The organism is Propionivibrio dicarboxylicus, from assembly GCF_900099695.1.
GTDB lineage: Bacteria > Pseudomonadota > Gammaproteobacteria > Burkholderiales > Rhodocyclaceae > Propionivibrio > Propionivibrio dicarboxylicus.
The window spans coordinates 66,986-88,507 of the sequence record NZ_FNCY01000018.1; the positions used below are offsets into that span (position 1 = coordinate 66,986).

Here is a 21,522-nt window from a genome sequence, read left to right on the forward strand (position 1 = left end):
TCGCTTGTCCTGCGATGCTTTTTGCAAGAACTGTTTCGATTGCCGGTGTTGCCCGTAACCGGTGGGTCGATGCTTTCTGACGCCGGGAATGGGCATTGTCTCTCTGAATGGCTTTGTTAAATCGTCATGATCGTTCTTGAGGGCGTTCCCGATTTTCTTCACGCATTGACGCCACCGTCCTAGGGTCAAAAGGCCGGGGCGCGGCGTTCGGCTCAAGCCGACGTGTCGGGGGCAAAGTGATTCCTCAAGCGATGAGCGGTCTACTCGGCGGAGGAGGGGGGTGACTCGCGGAGCAACCGATACATCACGGGGACTGACGTGTCATAGGCCAATTCATAGTATTGGTTATTGTTGAATTCAAATTCCTGAATGACCTGAAGGTTCAGTTTCCGCGTATGGGCGGCAAACGAGCGAGTGTTGATCTTGTTGATGAAAGTGACCAGGATCGGGTATCTCTCGGCCATTTTCGCTCTGGAAAAATCAAATAGCATCTCAAGAACACCGGTTCCTCGCACCGATTTGTCTATGCACACCGGGCCGTATTGATATGAGTTGTCCATGCTTAATTGCCGGCCGAGAAACTCAAGCGTGTGCAGGTTCCCGATCATGTGCGCGAACATCGGCCACTGTGACCAGAAGGACCATGAAGCTGCCATCGCGTAGGCGACCAACGCACCGTCCTTGCGAACGATGAACAGCCCCTCCTCGCCCAAGATCAAGGCGGTGAGTTGCTCCTTGGTAAACAGGGTTGTCACAAAACCACTCGATCTATCCTCATCACTGACGGAATTGACGTGGTATTTCTTCTGGAGTACCAGGACGTCATCAACGTCCCTGGCGCTTGCAACGGTGATTTTCATTATCGCAATCTGCCTTTATCAATGGACGATCATTGTGCACGACAATCGGCTTCCTGGCGCTCGCTGTGCATCGGGGCAAGACTGGCCACGCATGAAAACGCAAGAACGCCCAATGCATGTCGTAGCCAAAGCGCCCGTGAGATTGCGCTCTGATCCAAGGCGCCAAATAAGTTTTCGTCGAGACCGGCGAGATGACTTTCAGGTATTGCATTCAGGCACGGCTCGGCATATGCGCTGTTGCCAGACCGTTCCTTCTCGCCTCGGCACGAGAAATGCGAGTCAACTCGCCTCTCGTTCCAGCGCGACACGATCGCGGCCGTTCTGCTTGGCCTCATAGAGCGCCGCATCCGCGCGGCTTACCAGGGTTTCTGCCGTATCTCCCGGCCGATAGCTGGCAACCCCGAAGCTGCAGGTTTTTTGGCCAATTACCGGGAAGGAGTGTCCTGCGACGGCCGCCCTGATGCGTTCGGCCAGAATGTGGGCGCCATTGAGATCGGCGTGCGAACAGATGACCAGGAATTCCTCGCCGCCCCACCGCCCCGGCGTATCCGTGTCGCGTACCAAATTGCGCAAGATTGCGGCGAATTCAATAAGCACGCTATCCCCGACCTGGTGGCCGAAGGTGTCATTGACCGATTTGAATTTGTCGACGTCCGCCATGATGATGGCTACGGACTCGCCGTATCGTTCGGCCCTGGCCAATTCGTTCGTGAAGACTTCATCGAGCTTGGTTCTGTTGAACAGTCCGGTCAGCCGGTCGGTGATCGCAATCCTCTCGAGATTGTGATGTGCCAGGGAGAGATCGGCGTTGATGGCGTGCAACTTGTCTTCCCGGTCTTTTATCACCCCGACGAAGTAGCTCAATGCTCTTGACATCTCTCCGATTTCGTCACGATCGGCGATGTCGATGTCACCCCCTCGGCCTTGCGCGTGATCGGTCATGGCGGTGCGAAGCGCGGTGAGCCTTCTGATGACGCTTCGGTTGATGTAAAGCAGCATGAAAAGCGATACACCGAGCGTAAGAGCGACGGTGCCGGCCAGCAATCTGGATGTCCATTCGATGACTGCCGTCACCCTGGCGTTTCGCCCGTCGACTTCGCTTTGCGTGTCAGCGAACAGGTCGGCTGCGGCAATCACCAGGCGAGAAGACAGGACCTCGGCCTGGCTGACCATCCCGCTCTCAATTCGTTCGTCATCGAGGAGTTGCAACCGCCTTTCCGCGAAGTTTGGCGGACCTCCCGCGTTCTCGCCGAGAATCTTGTGCACGGGCGCAAGGCGGATCCGCAGATTTGGCGTCATGCGTTTGTATTTGCTGTCGGCTTCCTGCCATAAACCATCCAGTCGAGTCGCCAGGCGTTCCAACTGCGGCTTGTTCCTGTAACTCAAAATGGAAATCGTGTTCGACACGATGGCCGTGGCGGCGTCGGTCCAGGCGACCAGCAGTGGCCAGTCGGGCGCCCCAGGCCGGATCGTCTTCCGCAGGGCGCCGGCCTGCTCGTGAATGTCCTCGCCCAGCTTGAGCATCCTGTTCCATCGGTTCTGCAGTTCGGTCTCGGCATCGATACGCTGGCCGACAACGTCGGCCAATCTTGCGAAATGTTGGCGAAGCATGTCGTCGGTGACGCGAATATTCTCGATCACCTCGGCGTCTGCGCCGAATGAAGCAATCGACTGAATGAGGACGTCCAGCGAGGCGAGCTTGTCGTTGGCCTCGCCGACCTTGGTCGCCAGGGTAAAGCGGTTGTCGACCTTGCCGAAGGCTGGCCCAATGAAGGCAATGCCCTGACTCTCCTGGGACAATCGTGCCGCGGCCACCAACAGGGGGATTTCGGAACGGGCGGTCCAGGCAAATTGCTGGCCCACTTGATCAAGAGAAAGGAAACCGCCGAGGCTGGCCAGCGTCGCGGAGACCACGACGGCGAGCAGGCCGCCCATCAGGCGGAAGGAGATCCCGAACCGGTTGTGAGCCATGCCGCAACCGGTTCCCTAACGCACCGGCGGGGCGTACATCAGGCCGCCCTTTGACCACAGCGCATTCAGCCCCCGCTCCAAGCCCATCGGGGTTTTCGGGCCGATATTGCGATCGAATACTTCGCCGTAATTGCCGACGGCGCGAATGATCTGTTTGGCCCACTCCTTGTTCAGCCCGAGGGCAGCGCCGAGTCCGCCCTCGATACCGAGCAAGCGGCGGATTTCCGGATCGGAGCTGTTGGCGAAGCTGTCGACGTTCGATGCGCTAATCCCTTTTTCCTCGGCCGTGATCATCACCAGCATCGACCAGTGCACAATGTTGAACCATTGGGGGTCGTCATCGCGCACCGTAAGACCCAGAGGCTCCTTGGAGACGATCTCGGGCAGGAAGACGAAACGGTCCTTGTTTACGCCGCTGGACAGGCGGGTGGCTGCCAGAATGGCTCTATCGGCCGTCATCAGATCGCATTTCCGGAGCGAGAGGCCTTCCATCAAGCCCTTGGCTGACTGGAAGGTTACCGGGATCAAATCCGGATAGGCGCCTTTGATCAATTCCTGCAAGTTCTGCAGCGTTGTCGTCCCTTCCCGGACGCATACCTTGGCACGACCGAACGACTTGAGGTCTTTCGCTTTGGTGTCGGCGTGCGTGAGGAAGCCCTGACCGTCGTAGAGCACGGGGCCGGCGAAGCGAATGCCTGTCCCTGCCTCGCGACTCAGGGTCCAGGTGGTGTTGGCGGACATGACGTCGATCGCGTTGCCACGGAGCGCGGCGGCGCGGGTACTTTCGGTTGCAGGAACGAAGCGTACCGCTTCCGGGTCTCCCAGGCTCGCCACCGCGACCGCCCTGCATAAATCGACCCAGAACCCGCTCCATCTGCCGGAGGGCTCAAGAATCGAAAATCCCGGCAGCTTGGCGTCGACAACCCCGCACCGGACCTCGCCCGACTGCCGCACCCGGTCCAGGACCTCTCCGGCCTGCAGGCCGGTTGCACCGACACTGAGCAGGCCGGTTATGACCATGATCAGAAAACGCTGCTTCATAAAAGTTATCTCTTTCGATCGATCGAAGATTCCATGCCTTCCGATATCTTCTGGAACAGACGCATCGTCGGTGACAAGAAACAGCGATCTCCGGAGCCCCTGAAATAGACCTTCCCAGCTTTAATTCTCTGTGTTCGTTAACGCTCGACCGGCCACTACATACAACACAACATCTATGCCATTTATTTAACGATCATTTTACCCGAGATTGGCCATTGACCATTTCGCCGCCGACAACAGACTGGCCGTAATCCCTCGTTATGGCATACACATTCGTTGGAGATCTCGCTTTGCTGTCTCGGTGACGCGAAACTGTCGCTCGTTTCGGGCGGGGGCCGGCGTGGCGGCCGAATATTCCCCCATTCTTAAGGAAAATCCGTGCGCGACGCTCAACGTTCGTCGTCAAGTTCGAACCCCTTCTTCCGGGCCGATTCCGTGAGGCATCCGAGGGCAAGGCTGAAGTCGAATGATTCGATGGCGTTGTTGATCAGAGGGTAACGGTCGCCAAGCGCGATGCGCAGCAGACGCCGGTTTTCCTGCAAGGTCTCCCGGCAAGCGAAATCATCATTGGCGAGCTGCGTTGCGAGTTGGCAATACACCTCGCGAATCTTCGTCATGTCTTCCGGGATGTCCGCGTTCGGGTCCGCGCCCGTTGCGACGCTGCGGCCCTTGATGGCGTCAATCAGCGTACCGAGTCGTTCGGCAAGGGCGTCGACCAATTGGTGCACGGGCAGCAAGGGCGCGCCGGGTTCCAGTTGGGCGATGCTCGATTCGAGTTTCGCCGCCTGTTCGGGCAGGTCGATGGCGCCGATCTGGGCGGCAGCGCCCTTGAGTGTGTGGGCGATGCGCGCGGCGCCGATCCAGTCGGCTGCCGCCAATGCCCGTGTGATCTGCGCACGAAAGTCGCTCTGGGTGCCGACAAACTTGTCCAGGAGCCGGTTGTAGAGGGCCTCGCGCCCCAGGGCGAAGCGCAATCCCACCCTGAAATCGATCCCCGCGATGGGCGAGGGCTCCGGTGGCGCTGCGTCACCAATGTCCGCCGCCGTCGCGTCTGCGCCGACCGGCGGTGTTTCCTCCTGGCGTGGCGCGATCCAGCGCCGCAGTTTGGCCCAGAGTTCTTCGGGGGCGATGGGTTTGGCGATGTGGTCGTTCATGCCGGCCTCGAGACAGCGTTCGCGATCGTTGCTCATCGCATTGGCGGTCATCGCCAGAATCGGCAGTGCGGCGAATTGCGGCTGCTGGCGGATCGCCCGGGTGGCGGCGATGCCGTCCATGACCGGCATCTGCATGTCCATCAGCACGCAGTCATATTGCCCGCGCGCCAGTCGGTCGAGGGCCTGGCGACCATCGGCGGCGATATCGACGACGAAATTGGCCTGGCGCAGCATTTCCGAGGCGACTTCCTGATTCAGTTCGTTGTCCTCGACCAGAAGGATGCGGGCACCGCCGCGCTGCGGCAGGGGCGCCTCCGTCGTCTCGTGGTGTGTGCCCGGATTCGGCACCGGCGCGGCGCCGTCGAGCACGCGGATCGCGGCATCGAGCAACATCGACGCATTGAGCGGCTTGGTCAGGATGTGCTCGACGCCGGCGTCCCGGCTGGCCTCCTGCAGTTCCTCATGGCTGAAGGCGGTCATCATCACCACCCGTGGCGTCTTGGCGACAGGCAGGGTGCGTATCGCCTGGGCCGTCGCGATCCCGTCAAGGTCGGGCATCTGCCAATCGACATAGGCCAGCTCGAAGGGCGTACCGGAGTCGGCGGCGAGGGTGACGGCCGAGAGCGCTTCCTCCCCGGAGGCGACCGCAGTCACCTGGAACGTCATGCTGTCGAGCATCTCGCTGATGATTTCACGGGCGGATGCATTGTCATCGACCACCAGCACCTTGCGCCCGCGCAGATCGGGCGAGGGGAGCAGGCTGGGCGCGATCGCGGCGCTGCGTTCCAGTCGGGCCGAGAACCAGAATTCCGAGCCGACGCCGGGCTGGCTGCTGACGCCCACGTCGCCGCCCATCAGCGCCGCCAGATGCTTCGATATCGCCAGGCCGAGTCCGCTGCCGCCATAACGCCGGGTGGTGGACGAGTCGGCCTGATGAAAACTCTGGAATAGCCGGCCGCATTGTTCGGCCGTCAAACCGATGCCAGTGTCCTTGACCGAGAAGCGTAGCAGGACCGCCTGGTCGTCGGCTTCGATCACGGTAATCCGCAGGGTGATTTCGCCGCGCTCGGTAAACTTGACCGCGTTGTTGACGAAGTTGATCAGTATCTGCCCGATTCGGAGCGGGTCGCCGAGCAGGTGCTCGGGGACGTCGCCGGCGACATCGAGAATCAGTTCCAGCCCCTTGGCGGCGGCCTTCTCGCCGACCAGCCCGGTGACGCCTTCGAGCACCCGCGAGAGTTCGAAATCGGTCCGTTCGACGCGCATCTCGCGCGCTTCAATCTTGGAGAAGTCGAGAACGTCGTTGATGATGCCAAGCAGATGCTGGCCGGAGGACTGGATCTTGAGGATGTAGTCGCGCTGGCGCGGCAGCAGGTCGGTCTTCAACGCCAGATGGGCCATGCCGATGATGGCGTTCATCGGCGTGCGGATTTCATGGCTCATGTTGGCGAGGAAAGCGGTCTTGGCAACATTGGCGGCTTCGGCCTTCTGCGTGGCATCGACGAGCTTCGCCGTGCGATCCGCGACCATTCCCTCAAGCTGTTGTTGATAGCCGAGCAGCGCCTTCTCGGCCTGCTGACGGCGCCGGTTCTGGATGACAAGCGCAACGACCAGGGCCGACAGGATCAGGATGGCCGCCGAGGCGCCGATGACGGCGTTTCGGTATTCGCGCCAGAGTGTCCGGGGCTGGTTGATGAGCATGGATGCCGGCGGGAGATTGTCGAGACTGGCTTCCCAGCGCCGGAGCTGGAGCCAGTCGAACATCGGCGTCGCCGGGACCGACGCGTCGCTGACGGCCGCGGCCGGCGTGTGCGCGTTCGCCATCAGATCGGCGCCGATTTCGCCAAGACGCCGGCCCAAGGTCGTCGTCATCAACACCGATCCGCCGGTGAGGCCTTGCCGGACGTGCGAGTCGTACAGCCCGAGAGTCGGCGCGTTGGCCTGCTTGGCGACGTCGGCGACGACTTCGACCGGGACGAAGCTCCGCCCGGTCGGATCCTTGAAATACGAGCCCAGGAGAATCAGGCTGTCGGCGGGCAATGACGCGACGCGGCGGAGCATTTCGTCATAGTTCAGGGCGCGGGTGTCTTCGAGTTCCGGCGGATTCGGCATCGCGGCAAGGGCTTCGACGGCCGGTTCGAAGACGCGCGCTTGCTCGTCGCCCGCGCCGGTCACCACGACGATGCGCTTCGTCCTGGGGAAGAGCGCCAGCCCGTGCCGAAGCGTTCCGGCGACGTCGGGTTGCCCGACCACATTCATCATTGCGCGCTGCGCCTGATTCTGTTTCCCCTGCGGCTTCTGCACGATCGACAGGATGACAGGCACGTCCGGCGGGACGAGGTCGCGACCTTCCTTTTCCAGGAACTCGAGGCCTGCCTGGTTCATGACGATCAGCAATCCCACCGGAATTTTGGCGAATTTGTCGCGCAACAGGACGGCCTGCGCCATCCGGCGGCGCGGCTCGATGTTGCGGGCGAGGTCGAGGTATTCGACGTAGATGTCCTTGATGCTGACGCCTTTGTCCTGCAGGCTGTGGGTGGCGGCGGCAATCAGCGCGTCGGAGATCGGCAGACCGTACTGGATGCCGGAAAGAATGACGACGGCTTTGCCGGCGAGGCGCTTGCCGTTGACTTCCTGCAGCGCGCTGCGCGCAGAGGGTGCGGTCGCGCCGCCCGGGGGCTGGGCGTTCGTTTCGGCGGCGAGCGTGAACTGACAGAAAAATCCCGCCAGCATGGCGGCGACAAACAGGCGGACAGGTCGGCAGAGACGGGGGCCACCCCTCCGGGAGCGGGAGGGGGTCATGGTTGCACCCGGGCGCGTCCATCGGCGCCACGACGGCGTCCGGACATGCCCACCAAATAATCAGTGCAGATACCAGGGGCAAACAGGGACATCGAGAAACCAGCCTTTCCCTTTCTTGCTTGCGAGCCATCCCGGTGTAGCCAGCCACCGACGGTCTAACCAGATAATAGGCCTAATCCCGCAACGCCGTCCATTTGCCGTGACGATGCCATTCAATTGACGCGGTGGTGCTTGGTGTGGCGGACGCCATTCCCGCAATTGGGTCGGCGTTTCGTCCGGGGGCCGCCCAAAGTGGTGCGGCGGCGCTTCTTTTGGTGCACCACCGGCCGGCGTGCACTGCGCCGGTTTCTGTAAGTGATTGCCGTGCAAGCAAAATCGGTTTTGGCGTGCTTGTTGCTTATGGGACCGTTATTCGATGTGCCTTCCCGCCAACGCCCTTTGCCCCATTTTTCGACATGAGAAAACGCAACAAGTCTTCCTCGCAGGCCAATCTTGATTATCTGGCCCGTTTCATGGGCGCGCTGCTGCCGGACCAGAAACGGCTGGGAGAGATCCAGGCCGTCTATGACAATCTCACCCTGCTCGGACAGCTGCTTGGCGCCGGCACCGACATCACCAGCATGCGCCGCGACTTTCACGAGCTGGCGTCGGTCCTGCTCGATCAGCTGGCGCGCGAGCATTACAAGAAGGCGACGCTGAATCTCAGTTCGTGCGCGCGGGTCGCCATCGACATCCTGGTCCGGAACCTGTTCGAACGCACGGCCGATATCGGCTTCCTGGCGACCGACAACGAGGTCCGCGCGTTCGCCGAGAGCGTCGAGGCGGATCCCGGTGTTGCCGTCGATCCGGGCTGGCTGGCGCGGCTGAAGGAGCATTTCGCCGAGTACGTCGCGAAGTATTCGGTCTATCACAACATCATCTTGCTGTCGCCGCAGGGCGACGTCCTGGTGCAGCTGGATGCGGGCAACCCGGTGACCCGGACGACCGACGCCTTGCTGGAAGAGGCCTTGCGCACCAATGCCGGCTATGTCGAGGTATTCCGGCCGACCGATCTGCTGCCGCACGAGGACAGTCCGCTGATTTATGCGTATCGGGTGATGTCGGCCGACGGCAGTCATCCGGTCGGCGTACTTTGCCTTTGCTTCCGCTTCATGGACGAATGCCAACGTATTTTCAACGGATTGGTGTCGGAGGACGACTGGACGGTCGTCACGCTGCTCGATCCGTCGGGTCGCGTGATCGCCAGCAGCGATCCCTACCAGTTCCCCGTCAATGCCAGGGTCGAGCCGGTCCCGAACAACGAATGTCGCGTCGTCCGCTTCGCCGGGCGCGAATACCTGGCCACGACGCGCGCGGCCAATGCCTATCAGGGCTATCGTGGTCCCGGTTGGCTGGGCCATGTCATGGCGCCGCTCAACCATGCCTTCGAAATGGCCGAAGCGCTCGAACTCGAAGGCGTTCCGGAGCCTTTCCTCGCCGGGGTCCTCGATGTCGCGACGCTGTTCAGCGCGTCGCTCAAGGAGATTCCGGTCAAGGCCGCGACGATCCAGCAGGAGCTCAACCGGGCCGTCTGGAACGGCAACATCTGGCTCGCCCGCGACAACAACGCGCACAACTCGGAATTTGCCAAGGTGCTGCTGCGGGAGATCGGCGGCACCGGCGTGCGGACGCGCAACGTGTTCAGTGAATCGACGACCAATCTCTACAAAACCGTCGTCTCGTCGGTGCTCTTCGATTGCGGCGCACAGGCCGCGCTTGCCATCGACATCATGGACCGCAACCTGTATGAGCGCGCCAACGACTGTCGCTGGTGGGCCTTGACCCGCTTGTTCCGCGAGCAACTGGCGGTGTCCGGTACGCGTTCGCCCGAGCAGCGCAACGCGCTCAAGGATGTGCTGCGGCGCATCAACGATCTTTATACGGTCTACAGCAATCTCATTCTTTTCGATAACGGTGGGCAGGTCGTCGCCGTCTCCAATCCCGCGTATAACGATCAGTTGGGGAGCTGTCTGGGCGAAAGCTGGGTGCGTCCTTGCCTGGGACTGCGCAATGCGCAGAGTTATTGCGTGTCGGAATTTTCGGTCAGCGCACTGTATGCGGGGCAGGCCACCTATGTGTTCTCGGCCGCCGTGCGTGCGCTCGACACCGACGAACCGGTCGGCGGCATCGCCATCGTTTTCGACGCCACGTCGCAGTTCCAGGCGATGCTGTCGGATGCGCTGCCACGCCAGGAAGACGGCTTGCCGGTGCCCAATGCCTTTGCCGTCTTCGCCGATAGCGATGGGCGGATCATCTCGAGCACGAATCCCGACTTGCCGATCAACGGCATTCTCGATGTCTCGCGTGAGTTCTTCACGATCGAACGGGGCGAGACGACCGCCAACATCATTGCCTACGCCGGCGCCTACTACGCCGTCGGGTCGTGCAAGAGCGCCGGGTATCGCGAGTACAAGTCGGCCAGCGACTTGTACCAGAAGGAGATCGTCGCGCTGGTGTTTACCCCGCTTTCGGATCGCCTGGCCGATCCGAAGCGAAACTACGGCAGCGACGGCGCTGGCGAAGGCTATCTGTTGCGGCAGACGCATAACGTCGAAACGGCCGATGTCGCGAGTTTCCATATCGGGCAGAACTGGTATGGCCTCGTGCCGACGTCGGTCGTCGCCGCGGTCGATGCCGATCGCCTGACGCCGGTGCCGGGCGCCGCCGAGTGCGTGGCCGGCTGCCTGATGTACGAAGAGCAGGCGTTGACCGTCGTCGATATCTCGAAAATGGTTACGTCATCGCGGCCCGGGCTTGAGCGCCGCCGTCGTCACGACGGACTGCCGTCGAGCAAGCAGATTCTCGTGCTCAGGTCGGAGCGCCGCAATGCCATGTTCGGCCTCGCCGTCGACCGCTTGGCCGAAGTCGCCGAGATCGACGCGCAGCGTATCGAGGCGATCCCGAGCATGCTGGCGGACGGGCAATCGATGATCGAGAGCATCGTCAAGCCCCGCGAAGACGATCGGGAGCGGCGCATCCTGATGATTCTGTCGGCGGAAAAAATCCTCGAACGATGCGGCGGCGGTTCGGGCCGGAGCGGCGCCTGACGCGGCGTCGCAAGGCGAGCGATAACAGCAAGTGTCATCCAAGCTGCGTGCCGGTCGTTATTCACGACTGGCGCACGCGATGCGGGGCGCCTGAAAGTGCCCGGGCAAATGCGGCGGGCCGGTTTGGGTCAGCGCAGGGCAGACAGGAGTTGTTATGAATCGCATGAAGGATCGTTCGTTTTTGCGCGCCGCCGTCGTCGGCGTCGCGATGGTGCTGACGGCAGGGAGCGCTCTTGCCGATAAGCCGAGTTGGGCCGGCGAGGGAAAACACAAGGATGGCGGCCCGCGTCACGAGGAACGGCGTCAGGAAGGTCGTGCGCCGGACGACGGTCGCGGCGGTGCCGCGATCGCCTTCAGTTTCGGCAGTGACGATCGTCGTATCGCCCGGGAGTACTACGGCGCCCAGATGGGCAAAGGCAAATGCCCGCCGGGGCTGGCCAAGAAAGGCAATGGCTGTCAGCCGCCCGGCCAGGCGAAGAAGTGGCAGATCGGCCAGCCGCTTGCCCGGGATGTCGAGTTTTACGACGTGCCCCATAAACTCCGGGTCCGTCTGCCGCCACCGCCGCCGAACCATCGCTATGTTCAAGTCGCCGGGGATATCCTGATGATCGCCGTCGGCAGCAGCATGGTGGTCGACGCCATGCAGGACCTGCTGCGCTGAGGCGCGTGCAGCCAGGACTTCAGACGCGACGGCCTGTTGATGCTTTTTGCGTAGCGTCGGAGCCGGTCCTTGCCGTTTCCCGGCGAATTTCACGACGTGCCTGGCGAATGACGCTGACCGAGGCGGAAAGCGCCAGCGCCGCGATGATGCCGGCGACCGCGAGGTCGGGCCAGGCCGTGCCGGTGCCGAGGACGCCGACTGCCGCCACGATGATCGCGACATTGACGATGGCATCGTTGCGGCTGCACAGCCAGACCGAACGCATGTTGGCGTCGCCTTCGCGATACGCAAAAAGCATCAGCGCGACCGAGACGTTGGCGGTCAGGGCGAGCGCGCCGATGACGCCCATGGTGTAGGGCTCGGGCGGCATGCCCGATAACGCCGACCAGGCGGCCCTGGCGAGAACGAAGACACCGTAGGCGCCCATGCTCAGTCCTTTGACGAGCGCGGTGCGTGCCCGCCAGAGCGGCCCGTGGGCGAGTACCGCCAGCGACAGGCCGTAGTTGGCTGCGTCGCCGGCGAAATCGACCGCGTCGGCGAGCAGCGACACCGATCCCGAGGCGAGTCCGCCCAGTATTTCCACCAGGAACATCAGGGCATTGATCACCAGCGCGATCCACAAGGCCTTGCGATAGCGCGGCGAGACTGCCGCGTCGCCCGATGCGCACCCGCCTGAACAACATCCCGCCATGGTTCGTCTCCGTCGTCGATTTGCTTGGCGCCTATTTGAAACCATGGAGTCGCTCCATGGTCAATAGACAGAACTGCTTTGGAGTCCGGGATGAAAATCGGAGAACTGGCGCGCCGCGCCGGAACGGAGGTCGACACCGTTCGCTACTATGAAAAGTCGGGGCTGTTGCCGCCGCCGCCACGCGCGGAAAATGGTTACCGCGCCTATGGTCAGCGCCATCTCGAGGCGCTCGCATTCATTCGGCATTGCCGCGCGCTCGACATGCCGCTGGCCGACGTCAAACGATTGCTCGATTTCGTCACGCATCCCGACGCCGATTGCGGCGACATCAACCCGCTGATCGACGACCAGCTCAGTCGCGTCCGCGAGCGTTTGCGCAGCGTGCAGCGGCTCGAACGGCAGCTGGTCGCCTTGCGCGCCCAATGCGACAAGAATCATACGGCGCGGGAATGCGGCATTCTGCATGAACTCGTGGCGGCGTCGCTGCAGGAGGATTGCGCCTGCCATCGATGACGTATGCTTGCCCGGCATCTGCCCGTCGAGGTGCCCCGAGAACCATCGGGAAGCGGGGCGGTCTATTGTCCAGCCGGTCGTTTCGCACCGGTTGTCATCTGCACTCGTAAGGAGCATGTCATGTCAGTGGGCGCTGTGGGTTCGAGTTACGGTTCGCTTGCGTCGATGTCCTTGTCGGCGCAATCAAGCCCGGCGCCGTCAGTCCGTCGCGAGGCGGAAAATGACGGCGACAAGGACGATGGTGCGGGCGCTGCGGCAGCGGTTCGGGCGCCAACGCTGAATCTCAGCGGTCAGGTCGTCGGCGCCGTCATCAATACCTTGGCCTGAGCGCAATGCGTCCGGCCGGCGTTGCGCGCCGCCGGACGTGAATCCCCGCAAGTGTCATGGCCCCGCCGAGCGCCCTGGAATCGCCGCCTGAGCCGCCGCGCGGCCGCGGATCGGCGCTCGAAGTGCTCGCTGCCTTCGCACGACTGGGCCTGATTTCGTTTGGCGGCCCGGTCGCCCACCTTGGTTATTTCCGCGCCGAATTCGTCGAGCGCCGGCGCTGGCTGGATGACAAGAGCTATTCCGATCTGGTCGCCTTGTGCCAGTTCCTGCCGGGACCGGCCAGCAGCCAGGTCGGCATCGCCCTCGGTCTCGGCCGGGCGGGCTGGCGCGGTGCGCTGGCGGCCTGGCTCGGGTTCACCCTGCCGTCGGCCATTGCGCTCATCGTGTTCGCGTTCAACCTGGGCGCCGGCGCCGGCCTGCGGGTCGACTCGGGCATCATCCATGGCTTGAAGGTCGTGGCCGTGGCCGTCGTCGCCCAGGCGGTGCGGGGAATGTCCGTGTCGTTTTGTCCGGATCGCCTGCGTGGCGGCATCGCCGTCTTCGCGGCCTTGCTGGTGCTGGCAGTTCATGGTGGTTGGAGCCAGATCGCCGCGATCGGGTTCGGCGGCCTGGTCGGCTGGCGCTTTCTCGCGCTCGACCGCCTGCCGGTCTTGCAGCACCGCGATTACGGCGTCAGCCGGCGTGCCGGCGCCGTGCTTCTCGGCATCTTCTTCCTGTTGCTTGCCGTGTTGCCGGCCGTGGCTGCGATGACGGCGTCTTTGGGCGTGGCGGCGGTGTCGGCCTTCTATCAGGCCGGGGCGCTGGTTTTCGGCGGCGGCCATGTGGTCCTGCCCCTGCTGCAGGCCAGTGTTGTGCCAACCGGATGGGTCGATAACGATACTTTTCTTGCCGGCTATGGCGCCGCGCAGGCCGTTCCCGGGCCGCTCTTCAGCTTTGCCGCCTTTCTCGGCGCGGTCATGCCGGCGCCGCTGGGCAGCGGGGCCGGTGCGCTGCTCATGCTGGTCGCGCTTTTCCTGCCGGCCTTCCTGCTGGTCGCGGGCGCGCTGCCGTACTGGGAGTCCCTGCGGCAGCGGGTGTCGGTGCAGCGCGCCATGGGCGGCGTCAATGCGGCCGTCGTCGGCATCCTCGGGGCGGCCCTCTATGATCCGATCTGGACCGCGGCGATTCATGGCAAGGCCGACGTCGGCCTCGCCTTGGCCGCGTATGGCTTGCTGGTGTTCGGCCGGGTTTCGCCTTTCCTTGTGGTGATGCTGGCGGCCGCCGGCGGCTGCCTCTTGAAAACCTTGCCGGCCGCCATGCTGTTCTGATCGGGCGCGTATCCGTCGATGCCGTTTGCCCGCTTGTCGGCGGCGCTGATACCCCGGACGGAAAAAATGACGAGCGCGTTTCCGGCGCAACGGGCAGAATGCGACTATGCTCTATCAGTACGGCACGGCGTACGCAGTATGAATGGATAATTCCCGGCGAGTGCTTGTTCTTCGCCGGATTCCGGGCGACGGTGTCCTCGCTGTCGAGAGGGCCGGTTGTAGAAAAGATCTCTCATTTTTCGAGTTCCATGTCTGGCAAAACCCTGGCATCCGTCCAAATCTCCCCCCCCACGGTGTGGGCGGCCGTCCTGACGCTGTTCCTCGTGTGCGGCTGGGCGCTTCCGGTAGTGCCCTTCTTTTCGGTGCCGGCGCATTATCTGCCGTTCCATATTGTCATCGAGTTCATTGCCATGGCGATCTCGGCCATGGTGTTCTCGCTCGCCTGGAATCTGCGCCGGCAAGCCGGCAACAATCATTACGTGCTGCTCGGGACAGGCTTGCTGTCGGTATGCCTGATCGATGTCGGACATACCCTGGCGTTTGCCGGGATGCCCGACCTGGTCACGCCGAGCGGGCCGGAAAAGGCCATCAACTTCTGGCTGGCCGGGCGTTTTGTCGCGGCCGGCGTGCTCCTGGCGATTCCGTTGTTGCCGCTCAGGCGCTGGTCGGAGACGGTGTGTCGTGTCGCGCTCGCCGTCGGCGTGACGATTGCCGCCGTCATCTGGTGGCTGGCGCTGGCTCATGCCGATTGGTTCCCGCGCACCTTCGTCGCCGGACAGGGACTGACCGCCTTCAAGGTCGGCGCCGAATACCTGTTGTTCGCGCTCTATGCGGTTGCCGCGATCCTGATTCTCAAGCGCCTCGATCGCTTGCGCGACAGCGATCAGAAATGGCTCGCCACCGCGGCGTGGACGCTCGGCCTGGCCGAGATGTTCTTCACCTTGTATGCCAATGTCACCGATCTGTTCAATTTGCTCGGTCACGTTTACAAGGCGCTCGCCTACCTGATGATCTATCGCGCCTTGTTCATTTCGGGCGTCCAGCAGCCGTATCGGCAACTGGAGATCGAACGGACCCACTTGAAGTCGCTGGTGACGACCTTGCCCGACCTGGTCTGGCTCAAGGATACGGAGGGCGTCTATCTGGCCTGCAATGCCATGTTCGAGCGCTTCTTCGGCGCCAGGGAGCAGGACATCGTCGGCAAGACCGATTACGACTTTGTCGGCAAGGATCTCGCCGATTTCTTCCGCGCCCACGACAAGGCCGCCATGCAGGCCGGGAAACCGACGAAGAACGAGGAATGGATCACGTTCGCCACCGATGCCTATCGCGGCCTGTTCGAAACGACGAAGGCGCCGATGTATTCCGCCGACGGGAAGATGCTTGGCGTGCTCGGCATCGCCCATGACATCACCGAGATCAAGCGTTCGGAGGCGGCGCTGCGTGACAAGGATGCCCGCTATCGCAGCGCGATCGAAACGGCCGCCGACGGATTCCTCGTGCTCGACGATGAAGGCAGGATTCTCGAAGTCAATGATGCCTACCTGAGGCTTTCCGGGTATTCGAGGGATGAACTCATTGGCATGTCGGTTTCGGCGATCGGCCGTTCGGACAGTTTCCAGGCGTTGAAACGCCGCATTGCCGATCAGGGCGCCGAAGGCCATGATCGTTACGAAAGCGTGCATCGCGCCAAGGATGGCAGGGAATATCCTGTTGAAATAATCACCGCGTATTCCGTTGCCGCCGGCGGGCAGTTCTTCGCGTTCGTCGAAGACATCGGTGTGCGCAAGCAGATTGAAAAGGAATTGCAGCAGTACGCCGCCATCGTCCGTTCTTCCGAAGATGCCATCGTCAGCAAGACGCTCGACGGCATCGTCACGAGCTGGAATGCGGCGGCCGCGGCGATGTTCGGCTATTCGGCCGGCGAGATGATCGGCCACTCGATGAACATCCTGTTCCCGCCGGAAAAGCATCAGGAGGAAGCGGAGATTCTCGCGCGGATCAAGCGCGGGGAAACGGTGGATCACTTTGAAACCACGCGGCTGCGCAAGGACGGCAGGGAAATCGCGGTCGCCGTCACGATTTCCCCGGTTCGCGATAACGAGGGGCGCATTGTCGGCGCGTCGAAGATCGCCCGCGACATCACGCAAAAGAAGCAGACCGAAGCCGAGCTTGAGCAGTATCGGCATCACCTCGAAGAACTCGTTGAGTTGCGGACGATCGAATTGACGCAGGCGAAGACCGCCGCGGAAATCGCCAACCGGGCCAAGAGCGCTTTTCTGGCCAACATGAGTCACGAAATCCGTACGCCGCTGAACGGCATCATCGGGATGACGCACATCCTGCGGCGGGGCGCGGTCACGCCGATCCAGGCCGAGCGCCTGGGCAAGATCGACACCGCGGCGGAACACTTGCTGAATACGATCAATGACATTCTCGACCTGTCGAAGATCGAAGCCGAGAAGGTGGTGCTGGAAGACGTCGTCCTCAGGGTCAATAGCCTGCTGACCAACGTCAAGTCGATCATGGGCGAGCGCGCCAAGGCGAAAGGCCTTGAACTGGTCGTCGACACCATGGCCGCCATTCCGGAAGTCAGAGGCGACCCGACACGGCTGCAGCAGGCCTTGCTCAATTATGTCGGGAACGCCGTCAAGTTCACCGAAACCGGATCGGTCAGACTGCGTGCGTCGGTCCTCGAGGAAGCCGGCGACACGGTGCTGATCCGTTTCGAAGTCCAGGACACCGGCATCGGTATCGATGCGGCGGTGGTACCGCGTCTGTTCAATGCCTTCGAGCAGGCCGAGAGTTCGACGACGCGCAAATTCGGCGGGACGGGCCTGGGCTTGGCGATCACCAAGAAACTGGCGGAACTCATGGGTGGCGATGCCGGGGTCGACAGCCGCTTCGGCGAAGGCAGCGTCTTCTGGTTCACCGCCCGGCTCGACAAGGCGCCGCCGGTCGTCGTCGAAGCGGCGTCGGCGCAGTCTGCCGCCGAGCAGGCTCTGCGCGCGCGTCACGCCGGGCGCCGGGTGCTGCTTGTCGATGACGAGCCGCTGAATCTCGAAGTGGCGAAGTTCATGCTCGAAGACGTCGGCTTCGTCGTCGATAGCGCCGAAGACGGTGTCGAGGCGGTCGCCATGGCCGAGAAGACGGCCTATGCCGCCATCCTGATGGATATGCAGATGCCTCATCTGGATGGCATCGAGGCGGCGAAGCGGATTCATGCGCTTCCGGGACGCCAGGAAACGCCGATCCTGGCGATGACGGCGAATGCCTATATCGAGGATCGGGGGCGTTGTCTGGCCGCCGGTATGTGCGACTTCATCGAGAAACCGATCAAGCCGTCCGTGCTTTGGTCGGCACTGCTCGTCTGGCTGGAGAAATCGCCGGGTGCGCGGACATCGGACGCCGGGCCGGGCTAGGCGGATGTCCTTGGCGGCGTGCCATTCGGAGGATAGGGAAACACCATGAGCGGCTTTCTTTCCGGACGCCAGTACGTCATGTTCGCCATCGGCGTCTGGGCCTGCGCTGCGGCGCTGGCGGACAATGGCATCGACTGCCGCACGGCGTCGGCCAACAGCATGGAAACCCTGGTGTGCCGCGATGCCGAGTTGATGGCGCTGGATCGGGCACTTAGCGCGGTCTATGCCGACGCGATGATGAAGGCCGGAAACGAGCGTCCGCCGGTGCTGAAGGCGGAGCAGCGCGGCTGGATCAAGGGCCGAAACGAGTGCTGGAAAAGCGATGACCAGCGCGTCTGCGTTGTCGACGCCTACCGTCGTCGCATCGTCGAACTGCAGGCGCGTTATCGCCTGGTGCCGGCGTCGCCGCCGGTGCGTTACGTCTGCAATGGCAATCCGGTCGATGAGGTGATCGCGACTTTCTTCACGACCGATCCTCCCTCCCTGATCGCCGAGCGCGGCGACCAGACCTCGCTGATGTTTCTGGCGCCGGGCCCCGACGGCGCCCGCTATCAGGGGCGGAACGAGTCCTTTTGGGAGCGTCCGGAGGCAGTGACGGTGGTCTGGGGCTTCGGGATGCCCGAGATGCCTTGCCAGAAAGCCGATGACACGGCGGTCTCGCCGCTGAGGGGCAGCGCCTGGCAACTGCTTGCCATCCGGCCTGCGGGGGGCGCGCGGGAGGGCGCGGCGGTCGTCGCTCCGGGCGCCTTTACGCTCGCGTTCGGTGCCAAGGGCGACGCACTGTTCCGTATCGATTGCAATCGGGGGCGATCCCGTTGGAAAGTCGGGGCTTCGTCCGCGCCGTCGGCCGGGACGATCGAATTCGGCCCGATCGCGACAACGCGCATGGCCTGCCCGCCGGGCTCGCCCGACCAACGGGTCATGCGCGATCTTTCGTTCGTGCGCGCTTATCGGCTGGAGGACGGCAAGCTATTGCTGTCACTGGCGAACGATGGCGACGTCTACGAATGGGGGCCGACGGCTCCCGGCAAGGGTGTGGAATAATGCCGATAGAGTGGAGAGCGAAGGGAGGCGGTGCGTGGCGGTGAGCGGTATGAAACGATGGTGAAACGCATCGGAACGGCTCTCGTTGCGCTGATGATCGCCCTGTGCTGCATGGGGCGCCTGGCATGGGCAGGTGAACTGCTCGTCGTGACCGACGAGAATCTGCCGCCATTCAGCTTCGTTAGGGATGGCAAGGCGGTCGGCGTCGATGTCGATATGCTTCGGCGGGCGGCGGAAAAGGCCGGGGTAAACGTTCGCGTCGAGGTCTTCCCCTGGAAACGCGTCCTGTATTTGCTGGAGAATGGCGGTGCCCAGTGGGCCATGCCCTTGTTTCGCACCCCCGAGCGGGAGCAGGTGTCGTCTTTCATCGCGCCGCTTCATTTCAGCACGATGGGCGTGTTCGTCCGGCGCGGCGGCGAATTCCCTTTTGCGTCCCTGGACGATCTCAATGGCAAGCGCCTCGGCTATAACCGGGGCTATGCCTTGCCGCCTGACTTGAACGAGGCTGTTCGCCAAGGACGTGTGAAACTCGAGGAGGTGGCCTCGACGGCGCAAAACGTCGAGAAACTGCTGGCCGGACGCATCGACTGTTTTGTCGCCAACGTCGAGAGCGTTCAGTTCACGCTGGCCGGCGTCGCCGCGCGCCAGGACATTGTCTTGCTGCCCAAGCGCTTGTGGGAGCGCCGTCCGGCGTATCTCGTCATTGCCCGGGCGGCAGAGAACAAGGCGTCGATGGCGCAGGTGGCGTCCTTGCGGCAGGCGCTCGAAAGCCTGCATCGCGACGGCAGTTACGCGAAAATCCTGGCGCACTACACGCAAGCGCCGTGAGCCGCTCGGCGCAGGACGGCAGCGCGCCGTTCAGGCGTGCGGGACGACCCAGAAATCGCCGTCCGGCGTGATTTCCTTCTTCCAGATCGGCACGCGCCGCTTGAGTTCGTCGATCAACCACTGACAGCCTTCGAGGGCTTCGGCCCGATGCTCGGCGCTGGTGGCGATGAAAACGATGTTGTCGCCGCTTTTCACCGTGCCGAGACGATGGACGATGCTCGCGTCGATCAGCGTGAACATGGCAATGGCTTGTTCGCGCATGACCGTCATTTCGGCGAGCGCCATGTCGGCATAAGCATCGAAATTGATTTCCGAAACGGCGCGCCCCTCGGAGAAATCGCGTGCGCAGCCGAGGAAGCTCGCGACCGCGCCGGTGCGCTGCGAGCGCGTCTTGAGGCGGGCGATTTCCTCGTCCTGGGAAAAGTCCTCGTGTTGAATCCTGACCGACGCGCGCATTTAACCTCCCGAGAACTTGGCCATGAAGGCGATTTCGCTACGGTCGGCCAGTAACTGCCGCATGTTGCGGGTTTGCACGCCATTGACGGCGGTGAAGGCGACGATGCCGAAGGCTTGCGGGAAGCGTTGGGCGAGGGACTCGCGCAGGTCCTGCAGGCTCATGTCGATGCGATACTCGATATCGATACTGCGTTGGCCGATCGTATCGGCGACCGGGCCGAAAAACAGGACCTTGATCATGAGGCGACGCTCCTTTTCCAGATGCCGCTCTTGCCGCCGCGTTTTTCGAGCAGCTGGACCGATTCGATGCGCATGCCGCGATCGATCGCCTTGCACATGTCGTAGATCGTCAGCAGCGCGACGTTGGCGGCGCACAGCGCTTCCATCTCGACGCCGGTCTGGCCGATGCTGGTGACGGTGGCGACGACGCGGATGCCGGGACAGTTCTCCGCATCCCGCTCGATGACGTCCTCGAAAGCGATCTCGACGCCGGCAAGGCTGATGGCATGGCACATCGGGATGATCGTCGGCGTCTGCTTCGCCGCCATGACGGCGGCAACATCGGCGACGGCGAGCACATTGCCCTTGGCGATCGCGTTGGCGCGGATGCGCGCCAGCGTGGCGGTCCGCATGCGCAGGATGCCGGCGGCGGTGGCCACCCGCACGGTGACGCGTTTTTCCGAGATGTCGACGATACGGGCGCGGCCGCTGTCGCTGAAATGGGTGAGATCGTTCAAGGGAGCTTCCTTTTCGGTCGGCGATCGCCGGTCGTGGCGCACTCCGCTGCGCCTGGCCAATTCAGTCCCGGGCCGGGGCGCGATGGCTTGGCGGCGGGCGCCTTGTTGTCGCGTGAATACTCAGTGCGAATAGCCGATCCGGATGGCGCTGAATTTTTTTGTCCGCATCTGGTGCCAGAGGGTCAGTACTTCACGTGCGCCCGTCAGCGTTTCCACGCCCACCGGGTTGAGTGCCGCAGGCCGGCCATTGCCCATGCGGTCGAACAGTTGCTTGCCGAGCGCATCCTCGAGCCGCTCGATATGGGCCATGACCGCGCTGGGGCTCAGGCCGATCTGGTTGCCGGCGGCGGAAAACGATCCGTGTTCGACCACGGCAATGAAGGTTCTTAGCTCGCGTATCATGATGTCTCCTTGCGCTTTACCCTTATGAAGATGTCGTGAATCCTGTCTTTCCGGGCGCACGGCACCGGTCCCGCCGCGTGGCGGTGTCGGTGCGCGGCGCCTGGCGTGCGGACGGTCAGCAACGCTCCCAAATCGTGGTGATGCCCTGGCCGCCGCCAATGCACATGGTGGCCAGGCCGTAGCGCGCATTGACGCGCTGCATCTCGTGCAGAAGCTTGGT

General features: G+C 62.9%; 18 protein-coding genes. 8 read left to right on the plus strand and 10 right to left on the minus strand.

All coding sequences use genetic code 11. The features are described from left to right. Positions 1–260: 260 nt before the first annotated feature. The 4 genes from BLR25_RS17125 to BLR25_RS17140 form a co-directional block, all read right to left on the minus strand. Positions 261–860 carry a GNAT family acetyltransferase gene (locus BLR25_RS17125; protein ID WP_091939339.1) on the minus strand — a complete coding sequence of 200 codons (600 nt, stop codon included), beginning with the start codon at positions 858–860 and terminating at the stop codon, positions 261–263. A 279-nt stretch (positions 861–1,139) separates the two neighbouring features. Continuing rightward, positions 1,140–2,831 (minus strand): diguanylate cyclase, encoded by a 1,692-nt coding sequence (locus tag BLR25_RS17130; RefSeq protein ID WP_091939341.1) that lies wholly within the window; start codon positions 2,829–2,831, stop codon positions 1,140–1,142. Between the two features lie 15 nt (positions 2,832–2,846). Continuing rightward, complete coding sequence (locus tag BLR25_RS17135) at positions 2,847–3,872, minus strand: amino acid ABC transporter substrate-binding protein (RefSeq protein ID WP_091939343.1); 1,026 nt, start codon at positions 3,870–3,872, stop codon at positions 2,847–2,849. Positions 3,873–4,261: 389 nt separating this feature from the next. Further along, a complete protein-coding gene (locus BLR25_RS17140) occupies positions 4,262–7,828 on the minus strand; it encodes a response regulator (RefSeq protein WP_091939345.1) in 3,567 nt (1,188 codons plus the stop codon). A gap of 455 nt (positions 7,829–8,283) precedes the next feature. Here BLR25_RS17140 and BLR25_RS17145 point away from each other — a divergent pair, with 455 nt between their 5' ends. Continuing rightward, the gene (locus tag BLR25_RS17145) at positions 8,284–10,914 is read left to right on the plus strand and encodes a chemotaxis protein CheW (protein ID WP_091939348.1); all 2,631 of its coding nucleotides are present in this window, start codon (positions 8,284–8,286) and stop codon (positions 10,912–10,914) included. A gap of 154 nt (positions 10,915–11,068) precedes the next feature. Further along, positions 11,069–11,575 (plus strand): RcnB family protein, encoded by a 507-nt coding sequence (locus tag BLR25_RS17150; RefSeq protein WP_245715595.1) that lies wholly within the window; start codon positions 11,069–11,071, stop codon positions 11,573–11,575. Between the two features lie 19 nt (positions 11,576–11,594). Here BLR25_RS17150 and BLR25_RS17155 read toward each other — a convergent pair whose 3' ends face one another. Then, positions 11,595–12,266 (minus strand): cation efflux transmembrane domain-containing protein, encoded by a 672-nt coding sequence (locus BLR25_RS17155; RefSeq protein WP_091939350.1) that lies wholly within the window; start codon positions 12,264–12,266, stop codon positions 11,595–11,597. 90 nt (positions 12,267–12,356) lie between these two features. On the opposite strand from BLR25_RS17155, the gene cadR reads away from it, so the two are divergent. The 6 genes from cadR to BLR25_RS17185 all read left to right on the plus strand — a co-directional run bounded on the left by cadR (position 12,357) and on the right by BLR25_RS17185 (position 19,707). After that, a complete protein-coding gene (cadR, locus tag BLR25_RS17160; protein ID WP_091939352.1) occupies positions 12,357–12,779 on the plus strand; it encodes a Cd(II)/Pb(II)-responsive transcriptional regulator in 423 nt (140 codons plus the stop codon). 120 nt (positions 12,780–12,899) lie between these two features. Beyond that, a complete protein-coding gene (locus tag BLR25_RS17165; RefSeq protein WP_091939354.1) occupies positions 12,900–13,106 on the plus strand; it encodes a hypothetical protein in 207 nt (68 codons plus the stop codon). 56 nt (positions 13,107–13,162) lie between these two features. Next, positions 13,163–14,413: a chromate efflux transporter gene (gene chrA / locus BLR25_RS17170; protein ID WP_091939356.1), complete on the plus strand. Its 1,251-nt coding sequence runs from the start codon at positions 13,163–13,165 to the stop codon at positions 14,411–14,413. Between the two features lie 248 nt (positions 14,414–14,661). Further along, positions 14,662–17,835, plus strand: a complete 3,174-nt coding sequence (locus BLR25_RS17175) for a PAS domain S-box protein (protein WP_176785960.1) — start codon at positions 14,662–14,664, stop codon at positions 17,833–17,835. A 45-nt stretch (positions 17,836–17,880) separates the two neighbouring features. After that, positions 17,881–18,879 (plus strand): META domain-containing protein, encoded by a 999-nt coding sequence (locus BLR25_RS21385; RefSeq protein WP_176785961.1) that lies wholly within the window; start codon positions 17,881–17,883, stop codon positions 18,877–18,879. Positions 18,880–18,936: 57 nt separating this feature from the next. Then, positions 18,937–19,707 (plus strand): substrate-binding periplasmic protein, encoded by a 771-nt coding sequence (locus BLR25_RS17185; protein WP_091939360.1) that lies wholly within the window; start codon positions 18,937–18,939, stop codon positions 19,705–19,707. Positions 19,708–19,737: 30 nt separating this feature from the next. On the opposite strand, the gene BLR25_RS17190 is transcribed toward BLR25_RS17185, so the two are convergent. From BLR25_RS17190 to BLR25_RS21825, 5 genes are all read right to left on the minus strand, one after another. Then, on the minus strand, positions 19,738–20,163 hold the full coding sequence (locus BLR25_RS17190) for a molybdenum cofactor biosynthesis protein MoaE (RefSeq protein ID WP_091939362.1): 426 nt from the start codon (positions 20,161–20,163) through the stop codon (positions 19,738–19,740). After that, positions 20,164–20,403 carry a MoaD/ThiS family protein gene (locus tag BLR25_RS17195; protein WP_091939364.1) on the minus strand — a complete coding sequence of 80 codons (240 nt, stop codon included), beginning with the start codon at positions 20,401–20,403 and terminating at the stop codon, positions 20,164–20,166. Next, positions 20,400–20,900, minus strand: a complete 501-nt coding sequence (gene moaC / locus BLR25_RS17200) for a cyclic pyranopterin monophosphate synthase MoaC (protein ID WP_091939386.1) — start codon at positions 20,898–20,900, stop codon at positions 20,400–20,402. Before moaC ends, BLR25_RS17195 begins: the two co-directional genes overlap by 4 nt. Before the next feature lie 120 nt (positions 20,901–21,020). Then, positions 21,021–21,302 (minus strand): helix-turn-helix domain-containing protein, encoded by a 282-nt coding sequence (locus tag BLR25_RS21390; RefSeq protein WP_176785962.1) that lies wholly within the window; start codon positions 21,300–21,302, stop codon positions 21,021–21,023. A gap of 115 nt (positions 21,303–21,417) precedes the next feature. Beyond that, on the minus strand, positions 21,418–21,522 hold a 105-nt coding region (locus BLR25_RS21825), incomplete at its 5' end, for a hypothetical protein (RefSeq protein WP_143009904.1).

Bases quoted from the DNA above. Each gene is read 5' to 3' on its own strand.
- BLR25_RS17125 (WP_091939339.1), bottom strand. From the start codon at position 860: ATGAAAATCACCGTTGCAAGCGCCAGGGACGTTGATGACGTCCTGGTA.
- BLR25_RS17130 (WP_091939341.1), bottom strand. From the start codon at position 2,831: ATGGCTCACAACCGGTTCGGGATCTCCTTCCGCCTGATGGGCGGCCTG.
- BLR25_RS17135 (WP_091939343.1), bottom strand. From the start codon at position 3,872: ATGAAGCAGCGTTTTCTGATCATGGTCATAACCGGCCTGCTCAGTGTC.
- BLR25_RS17140 (WP_091939345.1), bottom strand. From the start codon at position 7,828: ATGACCCCCTCCCGCTCCCGGAGGGGTGGCCCCCGTCTCTGCCGACCT.
- BLR25_RS17145 (WP_091939348.1), top strand. From the start codon at position 8,284: ATGAGAAAACGCAACAAGTCTTCCTCGCAGGCCAATCTTGATTATCTG.
- BLR25_RS17150 (WP_245715595.1), top strand. From the start codon at position 11,069: ATGAATCGCATGAAGGATCGTTCGTTTTTGCGCGCCGCCGTCGTCGGC.
- BLR25_RS17155 (WP_091939350.1), bottom strand. From the start codon at position 12,266: ATGGCGGGATGTTGTTCAGGCGGGTGCGCATCGGGCGACGCGGCAGTC.
- cadR (WP_091939352.1), top strand. From the start codon at position 12,357: ATGAAAATCGGAGAACTGGCGCGCCGCGCCGGAACGGAGGTCGACACC.
- BLR25_RS17165 (WP_091939354.1), top strand. From the start codon at position 12,900: ATGTCAGTGGGCGCTGTGGGTTCGAGTTACGGTTCGCTTGCGTCGATG.
- chrA (WP_091939356.1), top strand. From the start codon at position 13,163: ATGGCCCCGCCGAGCGCCCTGGAATCGCCGCCTGAGCCGCCGCGCGGC.
- BLR25_RS17175 (WP_176785960.1), top strand. From the start codon at position 14,662: ATGTCTGGCAAAACCCTGGCATCCGTCCAAATCTCCCCCCCCACGGTG.
- BLR25_RS21385 (WP_176785961.1), top strand. From the start codon at position 17,881: ATGAGCGGCTTTCTTTCCGGACGCCAGTACGTCATGTTCGCCATCGGC.
- BLR25_RS17185 (WP_091939360.1), top strand. From the start codon at position 18,937: ATGGTGAAACGCATCGGAACGGCTCTCGTTGCGCTGATGATCGCCCTG.
- BLR25_RS17190 (WP_091939362.1), bottom strand. From the start codon at position 20,163: ATGCGCGCGTCGGTCAGGATTCAACACGAGGACTTTTCCCAGGACGAG.
- BLR25_RS17195 (WP_091939364.1), bottom strand. From the start codon at position 20,403: ATGATCAAGGTCCTGTTTTTCGGCCCGGTCGCCGATACGATCGGCCAA.
- BLR25_RS21390 (WP_176785962.1), bottom strand. From the start codon at position 21,302: ATGATACGCGAGCTAAGAACCTTCATTGCCGTGGTCGAACACGGATCG.